The sequence below is a fragment of the Micromonospora sp. WMMD1076 genome (assembly GCF_029581475.1).
Lineage (GTDB): Bacteria > Actinomycetota > Actinomycetes > Mycobacteriales > Micromonosporaceae > Micromonospora > Micromonospora aurantiaca.
In genome coordinates, this window is the sequence record NZ_CP120862.1 from 66,783 (window position 1) to 86,238 (window position 19,456).

Below are 19,456 nucleotides of genomic sequence, written 5' to 3' on the forward strand. Positions count from 1 at the left end.
AGGCTCGGGGATTGGCACCCTCAGGGTGAGAGTGCTAATCGCAGGTTATTCCTCGGCTAGCACTCCGTCAAGGAGAGTGCCAACGCGTCGCCCTCCGTGTCGCGCCGGAACCGGGCCGGGAGAATGAGCGCGTGGATCTCGACCAGCTCGCCGCGCTGCGTACCCCCGAGGGGTCGGCGGCGCTCGCCGCGGCCGAGCGGGTGGCCGGCGGCGACCCGCTGGCGGCGGCGGCCGCGCTGCGTTCGGCCGGGATCCCCGGCGGGCTCGCGGCGGCGGCACTCACCCAGGCGGAGCTGCGCCGCCGGGCGGCCGGCAAGTTCGGGGCGGCGGCGGCCGGGATGTTCCTCACCCGGGCCGGGCTGGAGCAGGCCACCCGCCGCGCGGTCGCGGACCGGCGCGCGGCACGGCTGCGCGCCGGGGGCGTGACCACGCTGGCCGACCTGGGGTGCGGCCTGGGGGCCGACGCGCTCGCCGCGGCCCGCACCGGCATCCGGGTGTACGCGGTGGAGGCCGACCCGGTGACCGCCGCGATGGCCACAGCGAACGCCGAGGCGGCCGGGCTCGCCGATCTGGTGACGGTCTCCTGCGGCGACGCCACGGCGTTCGACGTGACGGGGGTGGACGCGGTGTTCTGCGATCCGGCCCGGCGGCGGGCCGGCACCGGGCGGCGTGTGTTCGACCCGAACGCCTACTCGCCGCCGTGGGACTTCGTCACCGGCCTGGCCGCGCGCGTGCCGCGCGCGGTCGTGAAGGTGGCGCCCGGACTGGACCACGCGCTGATCCCGGCCGGTGCCGAGGCGGAGTGGGTGAGCGTGGACGGCGACCTGGTCGAGGCCGCGCTCTGGTGCGGTGGGCTGGCCGAGGTCCCCCGCCGCGCCACCCTGCTGCGGGAGAAGGAAGGGCCCCTTCTTAACGCCTCCGGTAGTAAAAGGGCCCCCTCCTATCACCTCACCGGGACCGGTACGCAGGAGGCGCCGGTGGGACCGGTCCGGCGGTTCCTCTACGACCCGGATCCGGCTGTGGTGCGCGCGCACCTGGTCGCCGAGCTGGCCACCGACCTCGACGCCACGCTCGCCGACCCGTCGATCGCCTACCTGTACGCCGACGAGGCCCGGCCCACCCCGTTCGCCCGCTGCCTGGAGATCACCGATGTGCTGCCGTTCTCGCTGAAGCGGCTGCGCGCCCTGCTGCGGGAGCGGCGCGTCGGCCGGGTCGAGATCCGCAAGCGCGGCTCGGCGCTGGAGCCGGAGAAGCTGCGCCGCGACCTGCGACTCTCGGGTGACGAGGCGGCCGGCCTGGCGCTGACCCGGGTGGCCGGCGACCCCACTGTGCTCGTCTGCCGGCCGGTTCCGGCCGGCGGTTGACCCCGGCGCACGTCTCCGGCTCGCGGTGTCGCGGCGCACGGGTTAGCTTGAGCCCGTGGCGGGCCCTGGCACTCCGGCGATCGCGTTGCTGAGCAAGCGGAAGATCGCCCACAGCACCCACACCTACGACGTCTCGCCGGACGCGCCGAACTACGGCGCGCTCGTGGCGACCGCGCTCGGGGTGGCGCCGGAGCGCGTGTTCAAGTCGCTCGTCACCGAGATCGACGGCGGGCTGACGGTGGCGGTGGTGCCGGTGACCGGCGAGCTGGACCTGAAGGCGCTCGCCGCCGCGGCCGGCGGCAAGCGGGCGACGATGGCGGACCGGACGGCGGCCGAGCGGGCGACCGGATATGTCCGCGGCGGCATCAGCCCGCTGGGGCAGCGCAAGCGACTACCGACCGTCATCGATTCCTCCGCGCTGACGCACCCGACCGTGTACGTCTCGGCGGGTCGCCGGGGGCTGCAGGTGCAGCTCGCGCCGACGGATCTGGTGGCGCTCACCGGGGCGACGACGGCATCGATCGCCGCCGCCTGAGCGGCTCGTGACGGTACGTGTGGGAGCGTTTCCGGAACGCGCTCTCCTGGCGATGTCCCGCAGGTGACAACCGCGTTGCTGAATTGTTACCGCCGCCAACAAACTTCTGACCTCGGCAGCCTTGCGGCGCATGGGAAGCGGGGAATACGTTGCCGGGCACAACAAAACATCACCACTCCCCCACCTCCGAAAGGACCCTGCACATGCGCAAGGGCTTCCTCACCTTCGCGGCCGTCGGTCTTCTCGCGACCGGCAGCATGGCCGCCTGCGGCGACAACGGCGGTTCTTCCGACGAGGCCGGCGGCTCCGACGCCAAGAAGCCGAAGATCGGCGTGATCCTGCCGGACAGCAAGTCCTCCGCCCGCTGGGAGGGCGCGGACCGCAAGTACCTCAAGGCGGCGTTCGACGCGGCCGGCGTCGAGTCCGACATCCAGAACGCGCAGAACGACAAGACCGCGTTCCAGACCATCGCCGACCAGATGATCACCAGCGGCGTCAACGTCCTGATGATCGTCAACCTGGACTCCGGCACCGGCAAGGCCGTGCTCGACAAGGCCAAGTCGCAGGGCGTCGCGACCATCGACTACGACCGGCTGACCCTGGGCGGCTCCGCCCAGTACTACGTCAGCTTCGACAACGAGGCCGTCGGCAAGCTCCAGGGCGAGGGCCTGAGCAAGTGCCTGACCGACAAGGGCGTCAAGAACCCGTCGATCTCGTACCTCAACGGCTCGCCGACCGACAACAACGCCACCCTGTTCAAGAACGGGTACGACTCGGTGCTCAAGCCGAAGTTCGACTCGAAGGAGTACACCAAGGTCGCCGACGACCCGGTACCCGCCTGGGACAACGCGCAGGCCGCCACGATCTTCGAGCAGCAGCTGACCAAGGCCGGCGGCAAGATCGACGGCGTGCTCGCCGCCAACGACGGTCTCGGCAACGCGGCCATCTCGGTGCTGAAGAAGAACAAGCTCAACGGCAAGGTCCCGGTGACCGGTCAGGACGCCACCAAGGAGGGCCTGCAGAACATCCTCGCCGGTGACCAGTGCATGACCGTCTACAAGGCGGTCAAGAAGGAGGCGGACGCCGCCGCCGAGCTGGCCATCGCGCTCGCCAAGGGCGAGAGGAAGGACACCGGCCAGACGGTCAAGGACCCGGAGGGCAGCCGGGACGTGCCGGCCGTGCTGCTGGAGCCCAAGGCCATCTTCAAGGAAAACGTCAAGGACGTGGTGGCCGACGGCTACGTCACCAAGGACGAGCTCTGCACCGGTGCCTTCGCGAAGCTCTGCACCGACGCCGGCGTGAGCTGACCCACCCGCCTCAGGCGGCGCCGCCCGGCACGGGGAGACCCGTGCCGGGCGGCGCCCGCGCCGGACGGGATCCGAGACCTCCCTCCGCCCAAAGGAGAACCCCGTGTCCGCAACTCCCCTGCTGGAGCTACGCGGGATCGACAAGAGCTTCGGTCCCGTCCAGGTGCTCCGCGACGTCGCCTTCGCCGCGCACCCCGGCGAGGTGACGGCGCTCGTCGGCGACAACGGCGCCGGCAAGTCGACATTGGTCAAATGCATCAGCGGCATCCACCCCACCGACTCCGGCGAGTTCCTCTTCGACGGCAGGCCGGTGACCATCAACAGTCCCCGCGACGCCGCCGCGCTCGGGATCGAGGTCGTCTACCAGGACCTCGCGCTCTGCGACAACCTCGACATCGTGCAGAACATGTTCCTCGGCCGGGAGAAGCGCAGCGGCATCGTGCTCGACGAGCCGACCATGGAGCAGATGGCCGCCGAGACGCTCGCCGGCCTGAGCGTGCGCACCGTGAAGTCGCTGCGCCAGCACGTGGCCAGCCTCTCCGGCGGCCAGCGGCAGACGGTCGCCATCGCCAAGGCCGTGCTCTGGAACAGCAGGCTCGTCATCCTGGACGAGCCGACCGCCGCGCTCGGCGTCGCGCAGACCGCCCAGGTGCTGGAGCTGGTGCGCCGGCTGGCCGACAACGGCCTGGCCGTGGTGCTCATCTCGCACAACATGAACGACGTCTTCGCCGTCTCCGACCGGATCGCCGCGCTCTACCTCGGCCAGATGGTCGCCCAGGTGAAGACCACCGACATCACCCACTCGCAGGTGGTCGAGCTGATCACCGCCGGCCGCTCCGGCAGCCTCGGCCTCACCGGCGAGCCGGGCGGCAACGGCGCCACGCCCGCCGACACCACCCCAGGAGCCGTCCGATGACCGCCATCGTCGTGAAGAAGGAAGGCCCGGCCGGCGTCACACCGACACCGACCATGGGCAGCCACGTGAACAACTACTGGCGCCGGGTACGCGGCGGCGACATCGGCGCGCTCCCCGCCGTGGTCATGCTCGTCGCGCTGGCGGTGGGCTTCTCGATCGCCCGCCCGTCGTTCTTCACCGCCGGCAACCTAGCGAACCTGTTCACCCAGGGCGCGGCGGTCACGCTCATCGCCATGGGCCTGGTCTTCGTCCTGCTGCTCGGTGAGATCGACCTCTCCGCCGGCTTCGCCAGCGGCGTCTGCGCCGCGATCCTGGCCAACGTGGTCACGGTGCTCGGCTACCCCTGGTACGTGGCGGTGCTCGCCGCCGTCGTCACCGGCGTGGTGATCGGCACCGTGCTGGGCCTGCTGGTCGCCAAGGTCGGCATCCCGTCCTTCGTGGTCACGCTCGCCGGGTTCCTCGCCTTCCAGGGCGTCGTGCTGACGCTCATGGACGAGGGCGCCAACATCGCGATCCGCGACGACGTGCTCGTCGCGATCGCCAACCGCAACCTCACCCCCGCGCTGGGCTGGGCGCTGGCCGCGGTGGCCGTCGCCGGGTACGCGGCCGTGCAGTTGCTGCGCTACCGCAACCGGGCCGCCCGCGGCCTGCTCACCGACCCGATCGCGGTGGTCGCCGCCCGGATCGCCGGCCTCGCGGTGATCCTCGGCGTCGCGGTCTACGTGCTCAACCTGGAGCGCAGCCGCAACGTGCTGATCACCTCGCTCAAGGGCGTGCCGATCGTGGTGCCGATCATCGCGGTGCTGCTGATCGTCTGGACGTTCGTGCTCCAGCGCACCAGCTACGGGCGGCACATCTACGCGGTCGGCGGCAACGCCGAGGCGGCCCGCCGGGCCGGCATCAACGTCGACCGCATCCGCATCTCCGTCTTCGTCATCTGCTCCTCGATGGCCGCCATCGGCGGCATCGTGGCCGCCAGCAGGGGCAACTCCGTCGACCCCAACACCGGGGGCAGTAACGTACTGCTCTACGCCGTCGGCGCGGCGGTGATCGGCGGCACCAGCCTCTTCGGCGGCAAGGGCCGGGTCCTCGACGCCGTGCTCGGTGGCGCGGTGGTCGCGGTCATCGACAACGGTATGGGACTGATGGGATACAGCTCGGGCGTCAAGTACGTGGTCACCGGCGTGGTGCTGCTCGCCGCCGCGACCATCGACGCGCTGTCGCGTCGGCGGGCCGCCGCCACCGGCAACCGCTGAGCAGGGGTACGGGCACACCATGGCAGTGGCAATGCGCGCGGGGCCCAGTCAGGACGAGATCCGTCGGCAGAACCTGGGCGCATTGCTCCGCTACGTGCACGTGCACGGGGCCACCACCCGGGCCGAGCTGACCACGGCGCTCGGCCTCAACCGCAGCACCATCGGCGCGCTGACCGCGGACCTGGCCGGCGCCGGTCTGGTCAGCGAGGGGACGCCGAAGGAGACCGGCCGGGCCGGACGACCGTCGCTCGTCGTCCGGCCCGAGTCGGGGCGGGTCTACGCGTACGCGTACAGCGTCGAGGTGGACCGGCTGCGGGCCGCGCGGGTCGGACTCGGCGGTGAGGTGCTCGACCGCCGGGAGATGGACCGGCCGCGCAACCTGGTCGCCGGGGAGGCCGCCCCGCTGCTCGCCGGCGCGGTCAAGGAGATGCACCAGTCGGTGCCGGCGGACACGGTCTGCGTGGGCGCCGGGCTGGCGGTCTGCGGCATGGTCCGCCGGGAGGACGGCCTGGTCCGGCTCAGCCCGACCACCGGCTGGGTGGACGAGCCGATCGGCGCGGCGCTCGCCGTCGAGCTGGGGATAGACGTACCGATCACGGTGGGCAACGTGGCCGACGTGGCCGCCTACGCCGAGCACGCCCGGGGTGCGGCGGTCGGCTGCGACAACGTCATCTACCTCTACGGCGACGTCGGTGTGGGCGCGGGCATCATCGCCGGAGGGCGGCGGCTGACCGGGCACGGCGGCTACGGCGGCGAGGTCGGCCACATGGTGGTGGTCCGCGACGGGGTGCGCTGCGACTGCGGCCGGCGCGGCTGCTGGGAGACCGAGATCGGCGAGCACGGGCTGCTGCGCGCCGCCGGCCGGTCCGAGGCGCGCGGCCGGGAGGCACTGCTCGCCGTCTTCGACGCCGCCGACCGCGGTGACGCCCGCGCCCAGACCGCGGTACGGCAGGCCGGCGACTGGCTCGGCTTCGGCATCGCGAACCTGGTGAACATCTTCAACCCGGAGATGGTCATCTTCGGCGGCACCATGCGCGACCTCTACCTGGCCTCCGCCGCGCAGGTGCGCAGCCGGCTCAACTCGAACGGGCTGCCCGCGTGCCTGGAGCACGTGCGGCTGCGTACCCCGAAGCTCGGCGACGACGCGGCGCTGATCGGCGCCGCGGAGCTGGCGTTCGAACGACTCCTCGCCGACCCGCTGAACTGATCGGCCCGCCGATCCGTACCAGTGTGCGGACGGGCGGCCGGCTTGCGCGGTCGTCCACGACCCCGCGTACCGGTCCGGACCGAGGAGGCACCGCAACCATGGCATCGCTGGAATCCGCACGCCGCAAGCTGGCGCACCGGGTGGTACTGCTGCTCGCCGCGCTGGGCGCGGGGATCGGCGTCGTTCCCGGGACGGCGCAGGCCGCACCCAACCCCGGCGTGCAGATGAACGCCGCCGACATGACGCTGCTCAACGGCGTACGGCTGGCCGGGCTGTGGGAGATGCCGGCCGGGCAGATGGCGGCCGAGAAGGGCCAGTCCGCCCGGGTACGCGAGGTCGGCGCGGAGATCGCCAAGCAGCACGCGCAGCTGGACCAGCTGGTGGTCGAGGCCGCGAACAAGCTCGGCGCCACCCTGCCGACGGATCCGACGGCCGAGCAGAAGGGGTGGCTGACCGAGATGCAGAACGCCACCGGCGCCCGGTTCGACCAGATCTTCGTCACCCGGCTGCGGGTCGCCCACGGCAAGATCTTCCCGGTGATCGGCGCGGTCCGGGCCAGCACCCGCGACCCGATCGTGCGCAAGCTGGCCGAGGACTCGAACAAGTTCGTCAACGACCACATGACCATGCTGGAGAGCACCGGGCTGGTGCGCTGGCAGCAGTTGCCGCCGGCCGCGCTGCCGCCCGCGCAGAGCGACTCGCTCGTCGCCGCCGCCCAGGCCAACGTGGGCAGCGGCGGTGGGCTCCAGGTCGGCACCGGTGTGGTGTGGGCGGTGTTCCTGATCGCGCTCGGCACCGGCGGGTACGCGACCTGGCGGCTGACCCGCCGTTCGTGACCCGGCCGTCGAGCGGGCCCCGGCACGTCGCCGGGGCCCGTCGCGCGTCCTCAGCCGTGCCAGGAGCGCCACAGCGCGGCGTACGAGCCACCGGCCGCGACCAGCTCGTCGTGTGAGCCCAGCTCGGTGATCCGGCCGTCGGCGACCACCGCCACCCGGTCCGCGTCGTGCGCCGAGAAGAGCCGGTGCGCGATGGCGACGACGGTACGGCCGTGCAGCACCGCCGCCAGCGACCGTTCCAGGGCCCGGGCCGCCCGCGGGTCGATCAGCGAGGTGGCCTCGTCCAGCACCAGCGTGTGCGGGTCGGCGAGCACCAGCCGGGCCAGCGCGAGCTGCTGCGCCTGCGCGGGGGTGAGCGGGTGGCCGCCCGCGCCGACCGCCGTGTCGAGCCCGTCCGGCAGGGCCAGCGCCCAGTCCAGCGCGTCGACGGCGGCCAGCGCCGCGCGTACCCGCGCCGGGTCGGCGTCCGGCCGGACCATCGCCACGTTGTCGGCGAGCGTGCCGATGAACACGTGGTGCTCCTGACTGACGAGCGCGACGTGGGTACGCAGCTCGGCCAGGGGCATTCCGGCGAGCGGACGGCCGTCCACTGTCACGGTGCCGGCGCTCGGCGCGTGCACGCCCGCCAGCAGCCGGCCCAGCGTCGACTTGCCCGCCCCGGACGGGCCGACCATCGCGAGCCGCTCCCCCGGCCGGGGCTCCAGCGTCACGCCGTGCAGCACGTCGTGACCCGGGCGGTACGCGTACCGGACGTCGTGCGCGGCGAGCCGGCCCGCGCCGCCCGCACGCCCCGGCGCGGCGGGTGCCGGGGCGCGCTCGTCCGGCTCGGCGGCCACCCCGAGCAGCCGGGCCAGCGAGGCGCCGCCGACCTGGAACTCGTCCAGCCAGCCGAGCAGCCGCTCGATCGGGTCGGTGAGCTGTTGGGCGTAGAGCGTGGCGGCGGTGACCTGGCCGAGGCTGGCCCAGCCCTTCAGGTGGAACCAGCCGCCGATGAGCAGGGTCGCCACCATCGGCACCAGGTAGCCGAACTCGGCCACCGGCCAGAACACGGTCCGCAGATGGAGCGTGTAGCGCTCGGCCGCGTACGACCGGCGGATGTCCGCGTCGCCGCGAGCCCGGCGACGGGCCGCCTGCCGCAGCGCCTCGGTGGTCCGCGCCCCCTCGACCGTCTCGCTGATCCCGTCGGTGATGTCCGAGTAGGCGGCGTTCTCCCGCAGGTAGCCCTGCGGCGCGCGGCGCAGGTACCAGCGGGTGCCGGCCCACAGCACCGGCACCGCCAGCAGGCTGGGCAGCGCCAGCAGCGGGCCGGTCAGCACCAGCGCGCCCAGGATCAGCAGCACGGTCAGCGCGGCGATGAGCGTCTCCGGCCCGGCGAACCGGACCGTGCGGGACAGCGCGGCGACGTCCCGCGAGGTGCGGGTGAGCAGGTCGCCGGTCCCGGCCCGCTCCACAGTGGCGAGCGGCAGCGCGAGCACCCGGTCGACGAACTCCTCCCGCAGCTCGGCGAGCACCCGCTCACCGAGCCGGGCCGAGGCCAGGTGCGCGAAGCGGACCAGCACCGCCTGCACCACCACGAACGCGGCGATGGCCGCCACGACCCGGTCCACGGTCGTCGCGGCGATGCCCTGGGAGATCCCCTCCACCAGGTCACCGAGCAGGCGCGGGGCGACGAGCCCGGCGCCGGCGGCGAGCGCGTGCAGGCCGAGCGCGGCGGCCAGGCCACGCGGGTGACGGCGGATCAGCTCGCGCACGTACCGGCGGACCTGGGCGACGTCGGCGACGGGCAGCGCGTTGCTCATCGGTCCTCCTCCCGGCTCACCGTGGCGGCGTAGCGCGGCTCGCCGGCGAGCAGTTCCTCGTGCCGGCCCTCGGCGACGACCTTGCCGTCCTCGACGAAGACCACGTGGTCGGCGTGACCGAGCATCAGCGGGCTCGTGGTGCAGACGAGCGTGGTGCGGCCGCGGCGGGCCGGGCCGAGCCGCTCGGCGATGCGTGCCTCGGTGTGCGCGTCCACCGCGCTGGTCGGCTCGACCAGGATCAACGTCTCCGGGTCGGCGACGAGCGCGCGGGCCAGCCGCAGCCGTTGCCGCTGCCCGCCGGAGAACTCCCGGCCGCGTTCGGCGACCTCGCCGTCCAGGCCGCCGGGCAGCGCCTCGACGATGTCGGTGGCACTCGCCGCGGCCAGCGCCGCCGCCACAGCGCCGGGCTCGGCCCGGTCGTGCGGGTCCAGCTCCGTGCGCAGCACGCCGCTGAACAGCTGCGCGTCGTTGTCGGCCACCAGGATCCGCTCCCGCACCGTCGCCAGCGCCACGTCCCGCAGCGGTACGCCGTGCAGCGTGACGTCCCCGTCGGCGTACCGGCCGAGCCGGTCGGCGATCTCGGTGGCGTCCTGCGGGGTGGCGGCCGCCAGCGCGGTGAGCCGGCCCGGTCGCAGCACCAGTCCGGACCGTACGTCCGCCAGCTCGCCCGGCCCGGCCGGCACCGGCACCGGGCTCACCGGGTCGGTGAACTCCGGCGCGAGCCGCAGCAACCGGACCACCCGGCGGGCCGCGACGTGTCCCCGGGTCAGCTTGTCGGCCGCCTCGGTGAGGTTGCGCAGCGGGCTGACCAGGAAGGCGGTGTAGCCGTAGAACGAGACCAGCTCGCCGGCGCTGATCTCGCCGCGCAGCGCGAACCGGGCACCCAGCCAGGTCACCAGCACCACGAAGACGCCGGGCAGCAGGACCTGCGCGGCCTGCAACAGCGACTCGACCCGGGCCACCCGCAGCCCGTCCGCGCGCAACGCCTGCGAGCGTTGCCGGTAGCGCTCGGACAGCACCGGCTCGCCGCCGACTCCGCGCAGCACGCGCAGGCCGGAGACGATGTCCGCGGCCCGGGCGGTGAGCCGGCCGGTCGAGTCCCGGTACGCGGCCTGCTGCCGGTGCAGCGGGCGGATCAGCAACGCCACGAGCGCCATCAGCAGCGGCACCCCGAGCACCACGACGAGGCCGAGCGGCTGGGAGGCGCTGAGCAGGATCACCGCGACGGTGACGATGCCGACCACCGAACCGGCGCCCCGGGCGGTGATGTCGATGGCGCTGCCGATGTGCTCGATGTCGGCGGTGCCGATGCTCACCACCTCGCCCGCCGCGACCCGCCGGGGCAGCGCGGCGCCGAGCCGGTTGGTGGCGTCCACAGTGACCTGCACGGTGCGGTAGGCGGCACCGAGCCAGTTGTGCACCGCGCAGCGGTGGCGCAGGATCCCGGCGACCGCCTGCACCAGACCCAGCCCGAGCAGGGCCAGACTCCAGCGCACCAGCGCGTCCGGGTCGCGCTGGGCCAGGCCGGCTTCCACGGCGCGGCCGAGCACGGCCGGCACCAGCGCCTGGGCCAGCATCCAGATCACGCCGAGCGCGAGACCGGCGCCGAAGATGACGGGGTGCCGCCCGGCGAGCCACACGAGGTATCGGGTGGCGGACCGCGCGTCGGGAGTGCCGGGATCGCCGGCCGGTGAGAAGCGCATGACCCACCGACGCTAGGTGCCGGGGCGATCCGGGCGCCAACCAATTCCGGCCGTCGTGACGACCGTCGCGTCAGCGGTCGACCTGGGTGAAGTCCCAGCCGTGCGGCGGGCGGGCGATCAGCCGTGCCGGCGGCTCGGGCAGTTCCCGGGGGTTGTTGCGCCACTTCGAGATGACCACGAGGCGGTGGTCGGTGGAGGAGAAGACCTCGCTGGAGACGTGCATCGGGTCGTGCTCGAACTCGGGCAGCGCGGTCTCGCAGACCCAGGTGATCAGGTCGGCGAAGCCGTACGGCTCGGCCTTGGCCTCCCACATCCGGACGATCATGTCGGTCCCCTCCCCGCTCACACGCTGACCACTGTCAGCGGCATCGCCGAGTCGGCCGGCAGGTCCAGCCGGCTCGGCGCGACACCCGCGGCGACCAGGTGGGAGCCGAGCGCGGCCACCATCGCGCCGTTGTCCGTGCAGAGCTTCGGCCGGGGCGTACGCACCCGGATGCCGTGCCTGCCGGCCCGCTGCTCGGCCATCGCCCGCAGCCGGGAGTTGGCCGCCACGCCTCCGCCGATGACCAGCGTGTCGATCCCGCTGGTGCGGCAGGCGTCGATCGCCTTGCCGACCAGCACGTCGCAGACCGCCTCCTGGAAGGACGCGGCCACATCGGCGACCGGCACCGGTTCGCCGGCCCGCTGCCGCGCCTCCACCCAGCGGGCCACAGCCGTCTTCAGGCCGGAGAAGGAGAAGTCGTACCGGTGGCCGGCCAGGTCCTTCGCGGCGGTCAGCCCGCGCGGGAAGGCGATCGACGCCGGGTCACCGGCGCGCGCCTCGCGGTCGACGTACGGCCCGCCGGGGAACGGCAGCCCGAGCAGCCGGGCCACCTTGTCGAACGCCTCGCCGGCCGCGTCGTCGATGGTGGCGCCGAGCGGGACCACGTCGCGGGCCAGGTCGTCGACGCGCAGCAGCGAGGAGTGCCCGCCGGAGACCAGCAGCGCGATCGCGGGCTCGGGCAGCGGGCCGTGTTCGAGCGTGTCCACCGCCACATGTGCGGCGAGGTGGTTCACGCCGTACACCGGCTTCTCCGCCGCGACCGCGTACCCCTTGGCGGCGGCGACCCCGACGAGCAGCGCGCCGGCCAGGCCCGGCCCGGAGGTCACGGCGATGGCGTCGATGTCGGCGATGGTGACGCCGGCCTCGCGCAGCGCCCGGTCCATGGTCGGCACGATGGCCTCCAGGTGGGCGCGGCTGGCCACCTCGGGCACCACGCCGCCGAACCGGGCGTGCTCCTCGACGCTGGAGGCGAGCGCGTCGGCGAGCAGCGTGTGCCCGCGCACGATGCCCACGCCGGTCTCGTCGCAGGAGGTCTCGATGCCGAGGACCAGGGGTTCGTCAGCCATGCGCGTCAGTCCTCGTTGCGCTGCATGACCAGCGCGTCGGTGTTGCTCGGTTGGTAGTAGCCGCGCCGTACGCCGATCGGCTCGAAGCCGTAGGTGGCGTAGAGCCGTTGCGCGGGCGCGTTGTCCGCGGCGACCTCCAGCAGCGTGCTGCGGGCGCCGCGCCGGGCCGCCTCGGCGAGCAGCGCCTCCAGCAGCAGCCGGCCGATCCCCCGGCGGTGGGCGTCCCGGCGGACCGCGACGTTCTGCACCCACGCCTCGTCGGGCGGGGACACGGCCAGCCCGGCGTAGCCGAGCACGGCGCCGTCGTCGGTGGCGACCAGGTAGAAGTGCCCGTTGGCGAGTTCGTTCCAGAACATGGCCGCCGACCACTGCTCGGCGCCGAAGAGGTCCGCCTCGATCGGCAGCACCTCGTCGATGTGCCACCAGCGGAACCGGCCCAGCCTCATGGCAGGACCGGCTTGTGGCCGGTGGCCGCGACCGCGTCCGGGCGACGCAGGTAGAGCGGGGTGAGCGTCTCGCCGGGCGCGCCCGCGCGGATCCGCGACGCGGCGAGACGGGCCAGCGCCAGCGGGTCCGGGTAGCGCGGCTCGTCGCGTACCGGCAGCCCCAGCACGTCCGCGTACCGGTGCGCGCCGTCGCCGACCGCGACGGTGACCGCCAGGTCGCGTGCCCGCTCCGCGACAACCGCCGGGGCCGCCACCTCCGGCCCGGCCAGGCGCCGGCCGGCGCCGTCGTAGACGGCCCAGTAGATCTCCCGGCGCCGCGCGTCGCTCGCCGCCAGCACCGGCTCGCCGGCGGCTGCCGGGTGGCCGAGCCCGTCCAGCGAGCAGACGCCGTACGTGGGTACGCCGAGCACCTGACCCATGGTGGCCGCGGTGACCAGCCCGACGCGCAGCCCGGTGAACGGGCCGGGGCCGAGGCCGGCGACGATCGCGGCCAGGTCGGCGGGCCGTGCACCGACGTCCGCCAGCACGGCGTCGACCTGCGGCGCGAGCAGCTCGCCGTGGGCGCGGGCGTCGACAGTGCACCGGGACGCGCGGACCGCGACGCCGTCCGCCGAGACCTCGGCCAGCGCCGCGGTCACCGCGGGCGTCGAGGAGTTCACCACGAGTACGAGCACGGTAAGCCAGCCTAGCCGTCCGCTCCGCCCGCCCCGGCACGCCCTCGCCGCTCGCCCGGTCACGGTGCGTAGCGCCCGGATCAAAGAGAAGAGGTACGAGGACTGCCATCCTCCGGAGATGACGGAGAGTCGCCTCGTTCGAGAAATCGCCCGCACCCTGCGGAGTGAACGCGAACAAGCAGGGCTCACCCAGCAGGCGCTGGCCGCCCGGTCCGGGCTCGGTCAGGCCGCCATCGCCCGGATCGAACGCGGCGACCGGCTGCCGAACCTGACCACCGCGGAACGCCTGCTCGCCGCGCTCGACCGGCACCTGCGGTTCGAGGTCGAGCCGCTGGACAGCCACCTGGACGCCGCGCTGGACGAGATGGCCGGGACGGTGCTTGCCGAGCGGATCGACGTTCTCCGGCTGGACCGGATCATGGACGCCCTGGGCGACCTGCCGTACGTGCTGTCGGGCGGCATGGCGGCACTGCTGCAGAGCGCGCCGCTGCCGGTGGACGCGGTCGAGACTGCGGTGCACTGGCGGGACTCGCCGCAGTTCAGCGCGCTCCTCGCTCGGATCTACGCGCAGCGCTGGGACGCCCGACGGCAGGTGTGGGGCGGCATCCACACCGAGCCCGGAGAGCCGGGCGGGCACCGCTGGCTGACCCGCTACGGCGAGCTGCGGGCCCGGATGTGCGAGGAACTGCCCGAGCCCATCGAGGTCCGCCTCGGTGAACGTACGTACCCGGTCGAGGCGCTGGTCGAGGTGGAGGTGACCGACCGGCGCACGGCCGAGCTGCCGTCCCGGTACCGCCGGCGCCTCGCCGCAGCGGCGAGGCGCCGGACGGATCAGCCGGCTGACCGCTCCCAGTCGACGGTGGGCAGCCCCGCGTCGGCCAGCGCCTTGTTCGCGGCGCTGAACGGGCGGCTGCCGAGGAAGCCGCGCGGGTTCATCGGGCTCGGGTGCCCGGCCTCCAGCACCATGTGCTGCGGGTTGGTCACCAGCGCCGCCTTCTTGCGCGCGTAGCCGCCCCAGAGCAGGAAGACCACGCGCTGGTCGAGCGCGTCGAGTGCCCGGATGGTGGCGTCGGTGAACTCCTCCCAGCCCTTGTTGGCGTGCGAGCCGGGCGTGGCCTGCCGGACCGTCAGCACCGAGTTGAGCAACAGGACGCCCTGTGCGGCCCAGCCGTCGAGGTTGCCGCTGCGCGGCTTCGGCACGCCCAGGTCCTCACCCAGCTCCTTGAAGACGTTGCGCAGCGACGGCGGCACCGCCACCCCCTCGCGCACGCTGAAGCTCAGCCCGTGCGCCTGACCCGCCTTGTGGTACGGATCCTGCCCGAGGATCAGCACCCGGGTGTCGGCGGGCCCGCACAGCCGGTAGGCGGAAAAGAGGTCCTCCAGCGGCGGGAAGACGGTGGCTGTCGCGTACTCCCGGGTGACGAACTCGGCCAGCGCCGCGGTGCGGGCCGGGTCCAGGTGGGGGGTGAGCACGGCACGCCAGGCCTCCGGCAGCAGCGCCGGCAGGTCCAGGGTGGGGGCGTCGGGCATCGGCAACCTCTCCTCGTCGGTCGCCATCTTCATACCAGCCGCGACCGACACTCCCGGGCGGCGGCAGGGCCGGGAACTGGCCCCTTCAGCCCTGGGACAGCTCGGCGACCCGGGCGGCCCAGTCGCCACCGACCGGCTCCAGCGTGACCGCCCGGGTGTCGTCGTCGCGGCGGTCGATGCGTACCCGCAGGTGCGCGTCGACCAACTGCTCGACCATGCCCTCGCCCCACTCCACCACGGTGACCGCCTCGTCCACCGAGGCGTCCAGGTCGAGGTCGTCGATCTCCGCGCGCGGGTCGGCGGCCTCACCCAGGCGGTACGCGTCGGCGTGCACGAGCGTCACCCGGCCGCCCCGCGCCGGGTCGGGCCGGTGCACCCGGGCGATGACGAAGGTGGGCGAGGTGATGTCCCCGCGTACGCCGAGACCGGCGCCGATGCCCTGGGTCAGCGCGGTCTTGCCGGCGCCGAGCGGGCCGCTGAGCAACAACAGGTCACCCGCGCGCAGCACACCGGCCAGCCGCCGCCCGAACTCGTGGGTGTCGTCGACCGTCTTCAGCTCCACGACCACTGTCATAGCGAGTCCAGGAACCTCTCCAGCGCCACGTTCACCTCGTCGGCGTGCTCCAGCATCACCACGTGCCCACTGTCGTCGATCTTCACGAACTCGGCGTGCGGCAGCCGCCGGACGATCTCCTCGGAGTGCGTCACCGGCGTGATCATGTCCTTGTCGCCCACGATCACCAGTACCGGCGTGCCGGCCAGCGCCGCAAGCGCCGGGAACCGGGAGTGGGTCGCGATCGTGCGCAGGTAGCGGGTGACCGTGTCGGCCGAGGTAAGCGAGTTCATCATCTCGACGTACGACACCAGGGCCGGGCTCGGCTTCGAGGTGCCGAAGCCGTACTTGCGGGTGAGCAGCCAGGCCACGTTCGAGGTCGACCGGCGGGCCCGGTCGATAACGGTGCCGCCGTACCGGGTGGCGTTGCTCATCATGTAGAGCACCGGCGAGCCGACGCGGCCGAGCAGCGCGGGCGCCACCAGCTTGGTCTCCGCCGCCAGGCCGCCCGAGGTCGCCATCAGCACGGTGCCGACCACGCGGTCACCGAACATCTCCGGGTACAGCTCGGCCAGCGACATGATCGTCATGCCGCCCATCGAGTGCCCGACCAGCACCAGCGGACCCTCCGGGGCCACCTCGTCGAGCACCCGGCGCAGCGTGTTGCCCAGCGCGGTCAGGTCGTACTCGCCGCTCTCCAGCCGGCCGGAACGGCCGTGCCCCGGCTGGTCGTACGCGACCACCCGGTAGTCGCCGCGCTCGGCGAGCCGCTTGCGCTGGAAGTGGAACGTGCCCATGTCCAGGCAGAACCCGTGCACGAGCACCACCGTCGGGTGCCCGGGGACCGGGCGGGTCGGCTCGACCACCTCGACGTGGATGTCGGTGCCGTCCGGCATCTCCAGCCGGTACGCCTCGTCGTAGCGCTGCTCGCCGAAGACCTCGTCGGCGTACCGGTCGGTGGGGTCGTTCTTGAGTCTGCGGACCAGCACCCGCTCACTGACCACGCCCGCCGCGAGCCCGGCGGCGGCAACGCCGACGGCGGCGCCGACCAGCCCGGCCACCTTGCCGGCGGCGGTACGCGGTCGCGGCAACCGGACACTCATGCGCGCTCGCCGTCGTAGACGCGGGGCACGCGCACACCGCCGAAGCGGGTCACGATCTCGTAGTTGATGGTGCCGACCGCCTCGGCCCAGTCGTCGGCGGTGGGCTCGCCGTCCGCGCCGCTGCCGAACAGCGTCGCCACGTCGCCGTCGGTCACCTCGTCGTCGCCGCAGTCGACCACGAACTGGTCCATGCAGACCCGCCCGGAGATGGTGCGGCGCTTGCCGGCGAGTTGCACCGGGCCGGTGTTGGAGGCGTGCCGCGGCACCCCGTCGGCGTAGCCGAGCGGCACCACCGCGAGGTTGGCCTCCTGCTCGGTGAGGTAGGTGTGGCCGTAGGAGACGCCGGTGCCGGCCGCCACCCGTTTGGTGAGCATCACCCGGGCGCGGGCGGTCATGGCGGGACGCAGGCCGAACTGCTCGCCCGCGACCGGCGACAGGCCGTAGACGGCGATGCCGGGTCGGACCAGGTCGAAGTGGGTGTCCGGCCGGGTCAGCGTGGCGGCCGAGTTGGCCAGGTGCCGGTAGCGCGGACGCAGACCGGCACGCGCCACCATCTCCAGCCCCTCCTGGAACACGACGAGTTGGCGGTCGGTGGTGGGGTGGCCGGGCGAGTCCGCGTACACGAAGTGGCTCCACACGCCGACCACCTCGACCAGACCGTCGGCCTGGGCCTTCGCGGCGGCCTCCAGCAGCGCCGGCCAGTCGGCGACGGTGGCGCCACCCCGGGCCAGGCCAGTGTCGATCTTGAGGTGCAGCCGGGCCGGGCGGTCCGCCCGGCGGCTCGCCTGGATCATCTCGTCGAGCTGGGTGAGGCCGGCGCAGCCGAGGTCGACGCCGACGGTGATCCCGTCGTGCAGCGGTAGCCCGGGGCTGAGCAGCCAGGCCAGCACCGGCGCGGTGATGCCCTCCTCGCGCAGCCGCAACGCCTCGTCCAGCGTGCAGACGCCGAGCTGGTCCGCCCCGGCGTCGAGCGCCGCGCGGGCGGCCGGCACCATGCCGTGGCCGTACCCGTCGCCCTTGACCACAGCCATCAGCTCGGCGCTGGTGCCGGCCTTGAGCCGGGTCACGTTCTCCCGGATCGCGTCCAGGTCGACGCGCACCTCCGACTGCCACATGTCCTCAGCCTACTTCCGTCAGTGATCATCAGCGCCGTGAGCCGTGCGGGCGGTGCCTGTCGCCACCGGGCGCCGCCGCCCCGATCAGCCCAGCCGGGCCAGTACCGGACGCAACGCCGCGGCCACGTCGGGCGCGGTCACCGGACCGCCGCGCGCCGCCTCCCGACCGGCCAGCCCGTGCAGGTACGCCGCCGCGGCGGCCGCCCGCTCCGGGGCCAGCCCGGCGGCGAGCAGCGAGCCGAGCAGCCCGGCCAGCACGTCGCCGGTGCCACCGGTGGCGAGCACCGGGGTGCCGGTCGGGTTCACGTACGCGCGGCCGTCGGGCGTGCCGATGATCGTGTGGTCGCCCTTGAGCAGCACCACCGCGTTCATCCAGGCGGCCAGCCGCAGCGCGGCGGCGACCCGGTCGTCCCCCGGCATCTCGCCGCAGAGACGGGCGTACTCCCGGTCGTGCGGCGTCACCACGATCGGCGCGTCCCGGCCGCGCAGCCGGTCGGCCAGCTTGCCGTCGACGAGCAGCGTCAGCGCGTCCGCGTCGAGCACCACCGGCACCGGCGCGGCGAGCACCGCGCGCAGCTCGGCGGCGGAGTCCTCGCCGGTGCCGAGCCCGGAGCCGCAGACCCACGCCTGCACCCGGCCGGCGTCGGCGACCCGGCCGGTGGCGATCACCGACGGGTGCTGGTGCAGTACCTCGCCCTTGGCGCTCCCGGCGTAGCGGACCAGGCCGGTGGGACCGGCGAGCGCCCCGGCGACCGAGAGCACGGCGGCGCCGGGGTAGGTGGCCGACCCGGTGGCGACGCCCACCACCCCCCTGGTGTACTTCTCCGACGACGCGCCCAGCGCCGGCCACCAGCCGGCCACGTCCGTCTGCTCGATCACCTGAAGCGCAGGCGTGCCGCGCAGCCACGGAGTCAGCCCGATGTCGACCAGCTCGACCTCGCCGGCCAGCTCGGCGGCCGGGCCGACGACCAGTGCGGGCTTGAGCGCGCCGAAGGCGACCGTCACGTCGGCACAGACCGACCGGGGCCGCCCGGCGTCGGTGAGCGGGACGTGGCCGGTGTCGACAGCGACGCCGCTCGGCACGTCGACAGCGACCACCGTGGCGGGCGTGCCGTCGCGCCCGCGCTGCCCGGTCAGGCTCGCGGCCAGCTGCTCGGCCGTCTCGCGGAGCCCTCCGGTGCCGCCGATGCCCACGATGCCGTCGAGCACCAGGTCGACCACAGCGGGCGGCCGGTCGGCCACGCGCCCGCCGGCCGCGCGCAGGGCGGCCAGGCCCTCGGCGTGTGCCCGGCCCGGCGTGAGGAGCAGCGCGGTCACCGCCACGCCCCGGCGGGCCAGATGCGCGCCCGCGAACAGGGCGTCGCCGCCGTTGTCGCCGGACCCGGCGAGCACCAGCACCCGGGCGCCGTAGACGCCGCCCCGGTCGGCGAGCAGCAACGCGCAGCGGCGGGCCAGCCCGGCCGCGGCCCTCTGCATGAGCGCACCGGGCGGGAGGGTGGCCATCAGGCCCGCCTCCGCCGCGCGAACGTCCGCGACCCGCCACACCTGTCTCATGCCACCCCGCCCCGCTCGTCGCGCCGGCTCAGCATCCGCTCGCGGCTCCCCCGATCACGGCCTCACCCTACCGGCGGTACGCGCCCGGGACCGGCTGGCGGACAAGCCCTGTGGATAACCCGGACCGTTGTCCACAGGGGTCGGCGGCCACTGCCGCGTGCCGCCTAGC

18 protein-coding genes and 1 pseudogene are annotated in these 19,456 nt (G+C 73.9%); 8 read left to right on the top strand and 11 right to left on the bottom strand.

The window, feature by feature from the left end:
• The first annotated feature begins 131 nt into the window (after positions 1-131).
• The 7 genes from O7622_RS00295 (at position 132) to O7622_RS00325 (ending at position 7,421) form a co-directional block, all read left to right on the top strand.
• On the top strand, positions 132-1,364 hold the full coding sequence (locus O7622_RS00295; RefSeq protein ID WP_282311318.1) for a methyltransferase domain-containing protein: 1,233 nt from the start codon (positions 132-134) through the stop codon (positions 1,362-1,364).
• 55 nt (positions 1,365-1,419) lie between these two features.
• A complete protein-coding gene (gene ybaK, locus O7622_RS00300) occupies positions 1,420-1,899 on the top strand; it encodes a Cys-tRNA(Pro) deacylase (protein ID WP_282311319.1) in 480 nt (159 codons plus the stop codon).
• Positions 1,900-2,102: 203 nt separating this feature from the next.
• Positions 2,103-3,206 (top strand): substrate-binding domain-containing protein, encoded by a 1,104-nt coding sequence (locus O7622_RS00305; protein ID WP_282311320.1) that lies wholly within the window; start codon positions 2,103-2,105, stop codon positions 3,204-3,206.
• 103 nt (positions 3,207-3,309) lie between these two features.
• Positions 3,310-4,122, top strand: coding sequence for an ATP-binding cassette domain-containing protein (locus tag O7622_RS00310; RefSeq protein ID WP_282311321.1), 813 nt, complete (start codon positions 3,310-3,312; stop codon positions 4,120-4,122).
• On the top strand, positions 4,119-5,378 hold the full coding sequence (locus O7622_RS00315) for an ABC transporter permease (RefSeq protein ID WP_282311322.1): 1,260 nt from the start codon (positions 4,119-4,121) through the stop codon (positions 5,376-5,378). The genes O7622_RS00310 and O7622_RS00315 overlap by 4 nt, the downstream gene beginning before the upstream one ends.
• A 31-nt stretch (positions 5,379-5,409) precedes the next feature.
• Positions 5,410-6,585, top strand: coding sequence for an ROK family protein (locus O7622_RS00320; RefSeq protein ID WP_282314266.1), 1,176 nt, complete (start codon positions 5,410-5,412; stop codon positions 6,583-6,585).
• A 98-nt stretch (positions 6,586-6,683) separates the two neighbouring features.
• Positions 6,684-7,421, top strand: a complete 738-nt coding sequence (locus tag O7622_RS00325; RefSeq protein ID WP_282311323.1) for a DUF4142 domain-containing protein — start codon at positions 6,684-6,686, stop codon at positions 7,419-7,421.
• Between the two features lie 50 nt (positions 7,422-7,471).
• Here O7622_RS00325 and O7622_RS00330 read toward each other — a convergent pair whose 3' ends face one another.
• The 6 genes from O7622_RS00330 to tsaB all read right to left on the bottom strand — a co-directional run bounded on the left by O7622_RS00330 (position 7,472) and on the right by tsaB (position 13,432).
• Positions 7,472-9,220, bottom strand: coding sequence for an ABC transporter ATP-binding protein (locus O7622_RS00330; protein WP_282311324.1), 1,749 nt, complete (start codon positions 9,218-9,220; stop codon positions 7,472-7,474).
• Entirely contained in the window at positions 9,217-10,923 is a 1,707-nt protein-coding gene (locus O7622_RS00335) for an ABC transporter ATP-binding protein (protein WP_282311325.1), read from the bottom strand. Before O7622_RS00335 ends, O7622_RS00330 begins: the two co-directional genes overlap by 4 nt.
• 70 nt (positions 10,924-10,993) lie before the next feature.
• Complete coding sequence (locus tag O7622_RS00340; RefSeq protein ID WP_282311326.1) at positions 10,994-11,248, bottom strand: hypothetical protein; 255 nt, start codon at positions 11,246-11,248, stop codon at positions 10,994-10,996.
• A 17-nt stretch (positions 11,249-11,265) separates the two neighbouring features.
• Positions 11,266-12,312 (bottom strand): tRNA (adenosine(37)-N6)-threonylcarbamoyltransferase complex transferase subunit TsaD, encoded by a 1,047-nt coding sequence (tsaD, locus tag O7622_RS00345; protein ID WP_282311327.1) that lies wholly within the window; start codon positions 12,310-12,312, stop codon positions 11,266-11,268.
• A 5-nt stretch (positions 12,313-12,317) separates the two neighbouring features.
• Entirely contained in the window at positions 12,318-12,758 is a 441-nt protein-coding gene (gene rimI, locus O7622_RS00350) for a ribosomal protein S18-alanine N-acetyltransferase (RefSeq protein ID WP_071097785.1), read from the bottom strand.
• Positions 12,755-13,432 carry a tRNA (adenosine(37)-N6)-threonylcarbamoyltransferase complex dimerization subunit type 1 TsaB gene (tsaB, locus tag O7622_RS00355; RefSeq protein ID WP_282311328.1) on the bottom strand — a complete coding sequence of 226 codons (678 nt, stop codon included), beginning with the start codon at positions 13,430-13,432 and terminating at the stop codon, positions 12,755-12,757. The genes rimI and tsaB overlap by 4 nt, the downstream gene beginning before the upstream one ends.
• 118 nt (positions 13,433-13,550) lie before the next feature.
• Between tsaB and O7622_RS00360 the strand changes: the two are divergent.
• A pseudogene (locus O7622_RS00360) lies at positions 13,551-13,688 on the top strand (helix-turn-helix transcriptional regulator); the annotation flags it as partial.
• Between the two features lie 575 nt (positions 13,689-14,263).
• On the opposite strand, the gene ung reads toward O7622_RS00360, so the two are convergent.
• From ung to O7622_RS00385, 5 genes are all read right to left on the bottom strand, one after another.
• The gene (ung, locus tag O7622_RS00365) at positions 14,264-14,962 is read right to left on the bottom strand and encodes a uracil-DNA glycosylase (protein WP_282314267.1); all 699 of its coding nucleotides are present in this window, start codon (positions 14,960-14,962) and stop codon (positions 14,264-14,266) included.
• A gap of 85 nt (positions 14,963-15,047) precedes the next feature.
• Positions 15,048-15,536, bottom strand: a complete 489-nt coding sequence (gene tsaE, locus O7622_RS00370) for a tRNA (adenosine(37)-N6)-threonylcarbamoyltransferase complex ATPase subunit type 1 TsaE (protein WP_282311329.1) — start codon at positions 15,534-15,536, stop codon at positions 15,048-15,050.
• Complete coding sequence (locus tag O7622_RS00375) at positions 15,533-16,618, bottom strand: alpha/beta hydrolase (RefSeq protein ID WP_282311330.1); 1,086 nt, start codon at positions 16,616-16,618, stop codon at positions 15,533-15,535. Before O7622_RS00375 ends, tsaE begins: the two co-directional genes overlap by 4 nt.
• On the bottom strand, positions 16,615-17,733 hold the full coding sequence (gene alr / locus O7622_RS00380) for an alanine racemase (RefSeq protein WP_282311331.1): 1,119 nt from the start codon (positions 17,731-17,733) through the stop codon (positions 16,615-16,617). The genes O7622_RS00375 and alr overlap by 4 nt, the downstream gene beginning before the upstream one ends.
• 84 nt (positions 17,734-17,817) lie before the next feature.
• On the bottom strand, positions 17,818-19,287 hold the full coding sequence (locus tag O7622_RS00385; protein ID WP_282311332.1) for an NAD(P)H-hydrate dehydratase: 1,470 nt from the start codon (positions 19,285-19,287) through the stop codon (positions 17,818-17,820).
• Between the last annotated feature and the right edge of the window lie 169 nt (positions 19,288-19,456).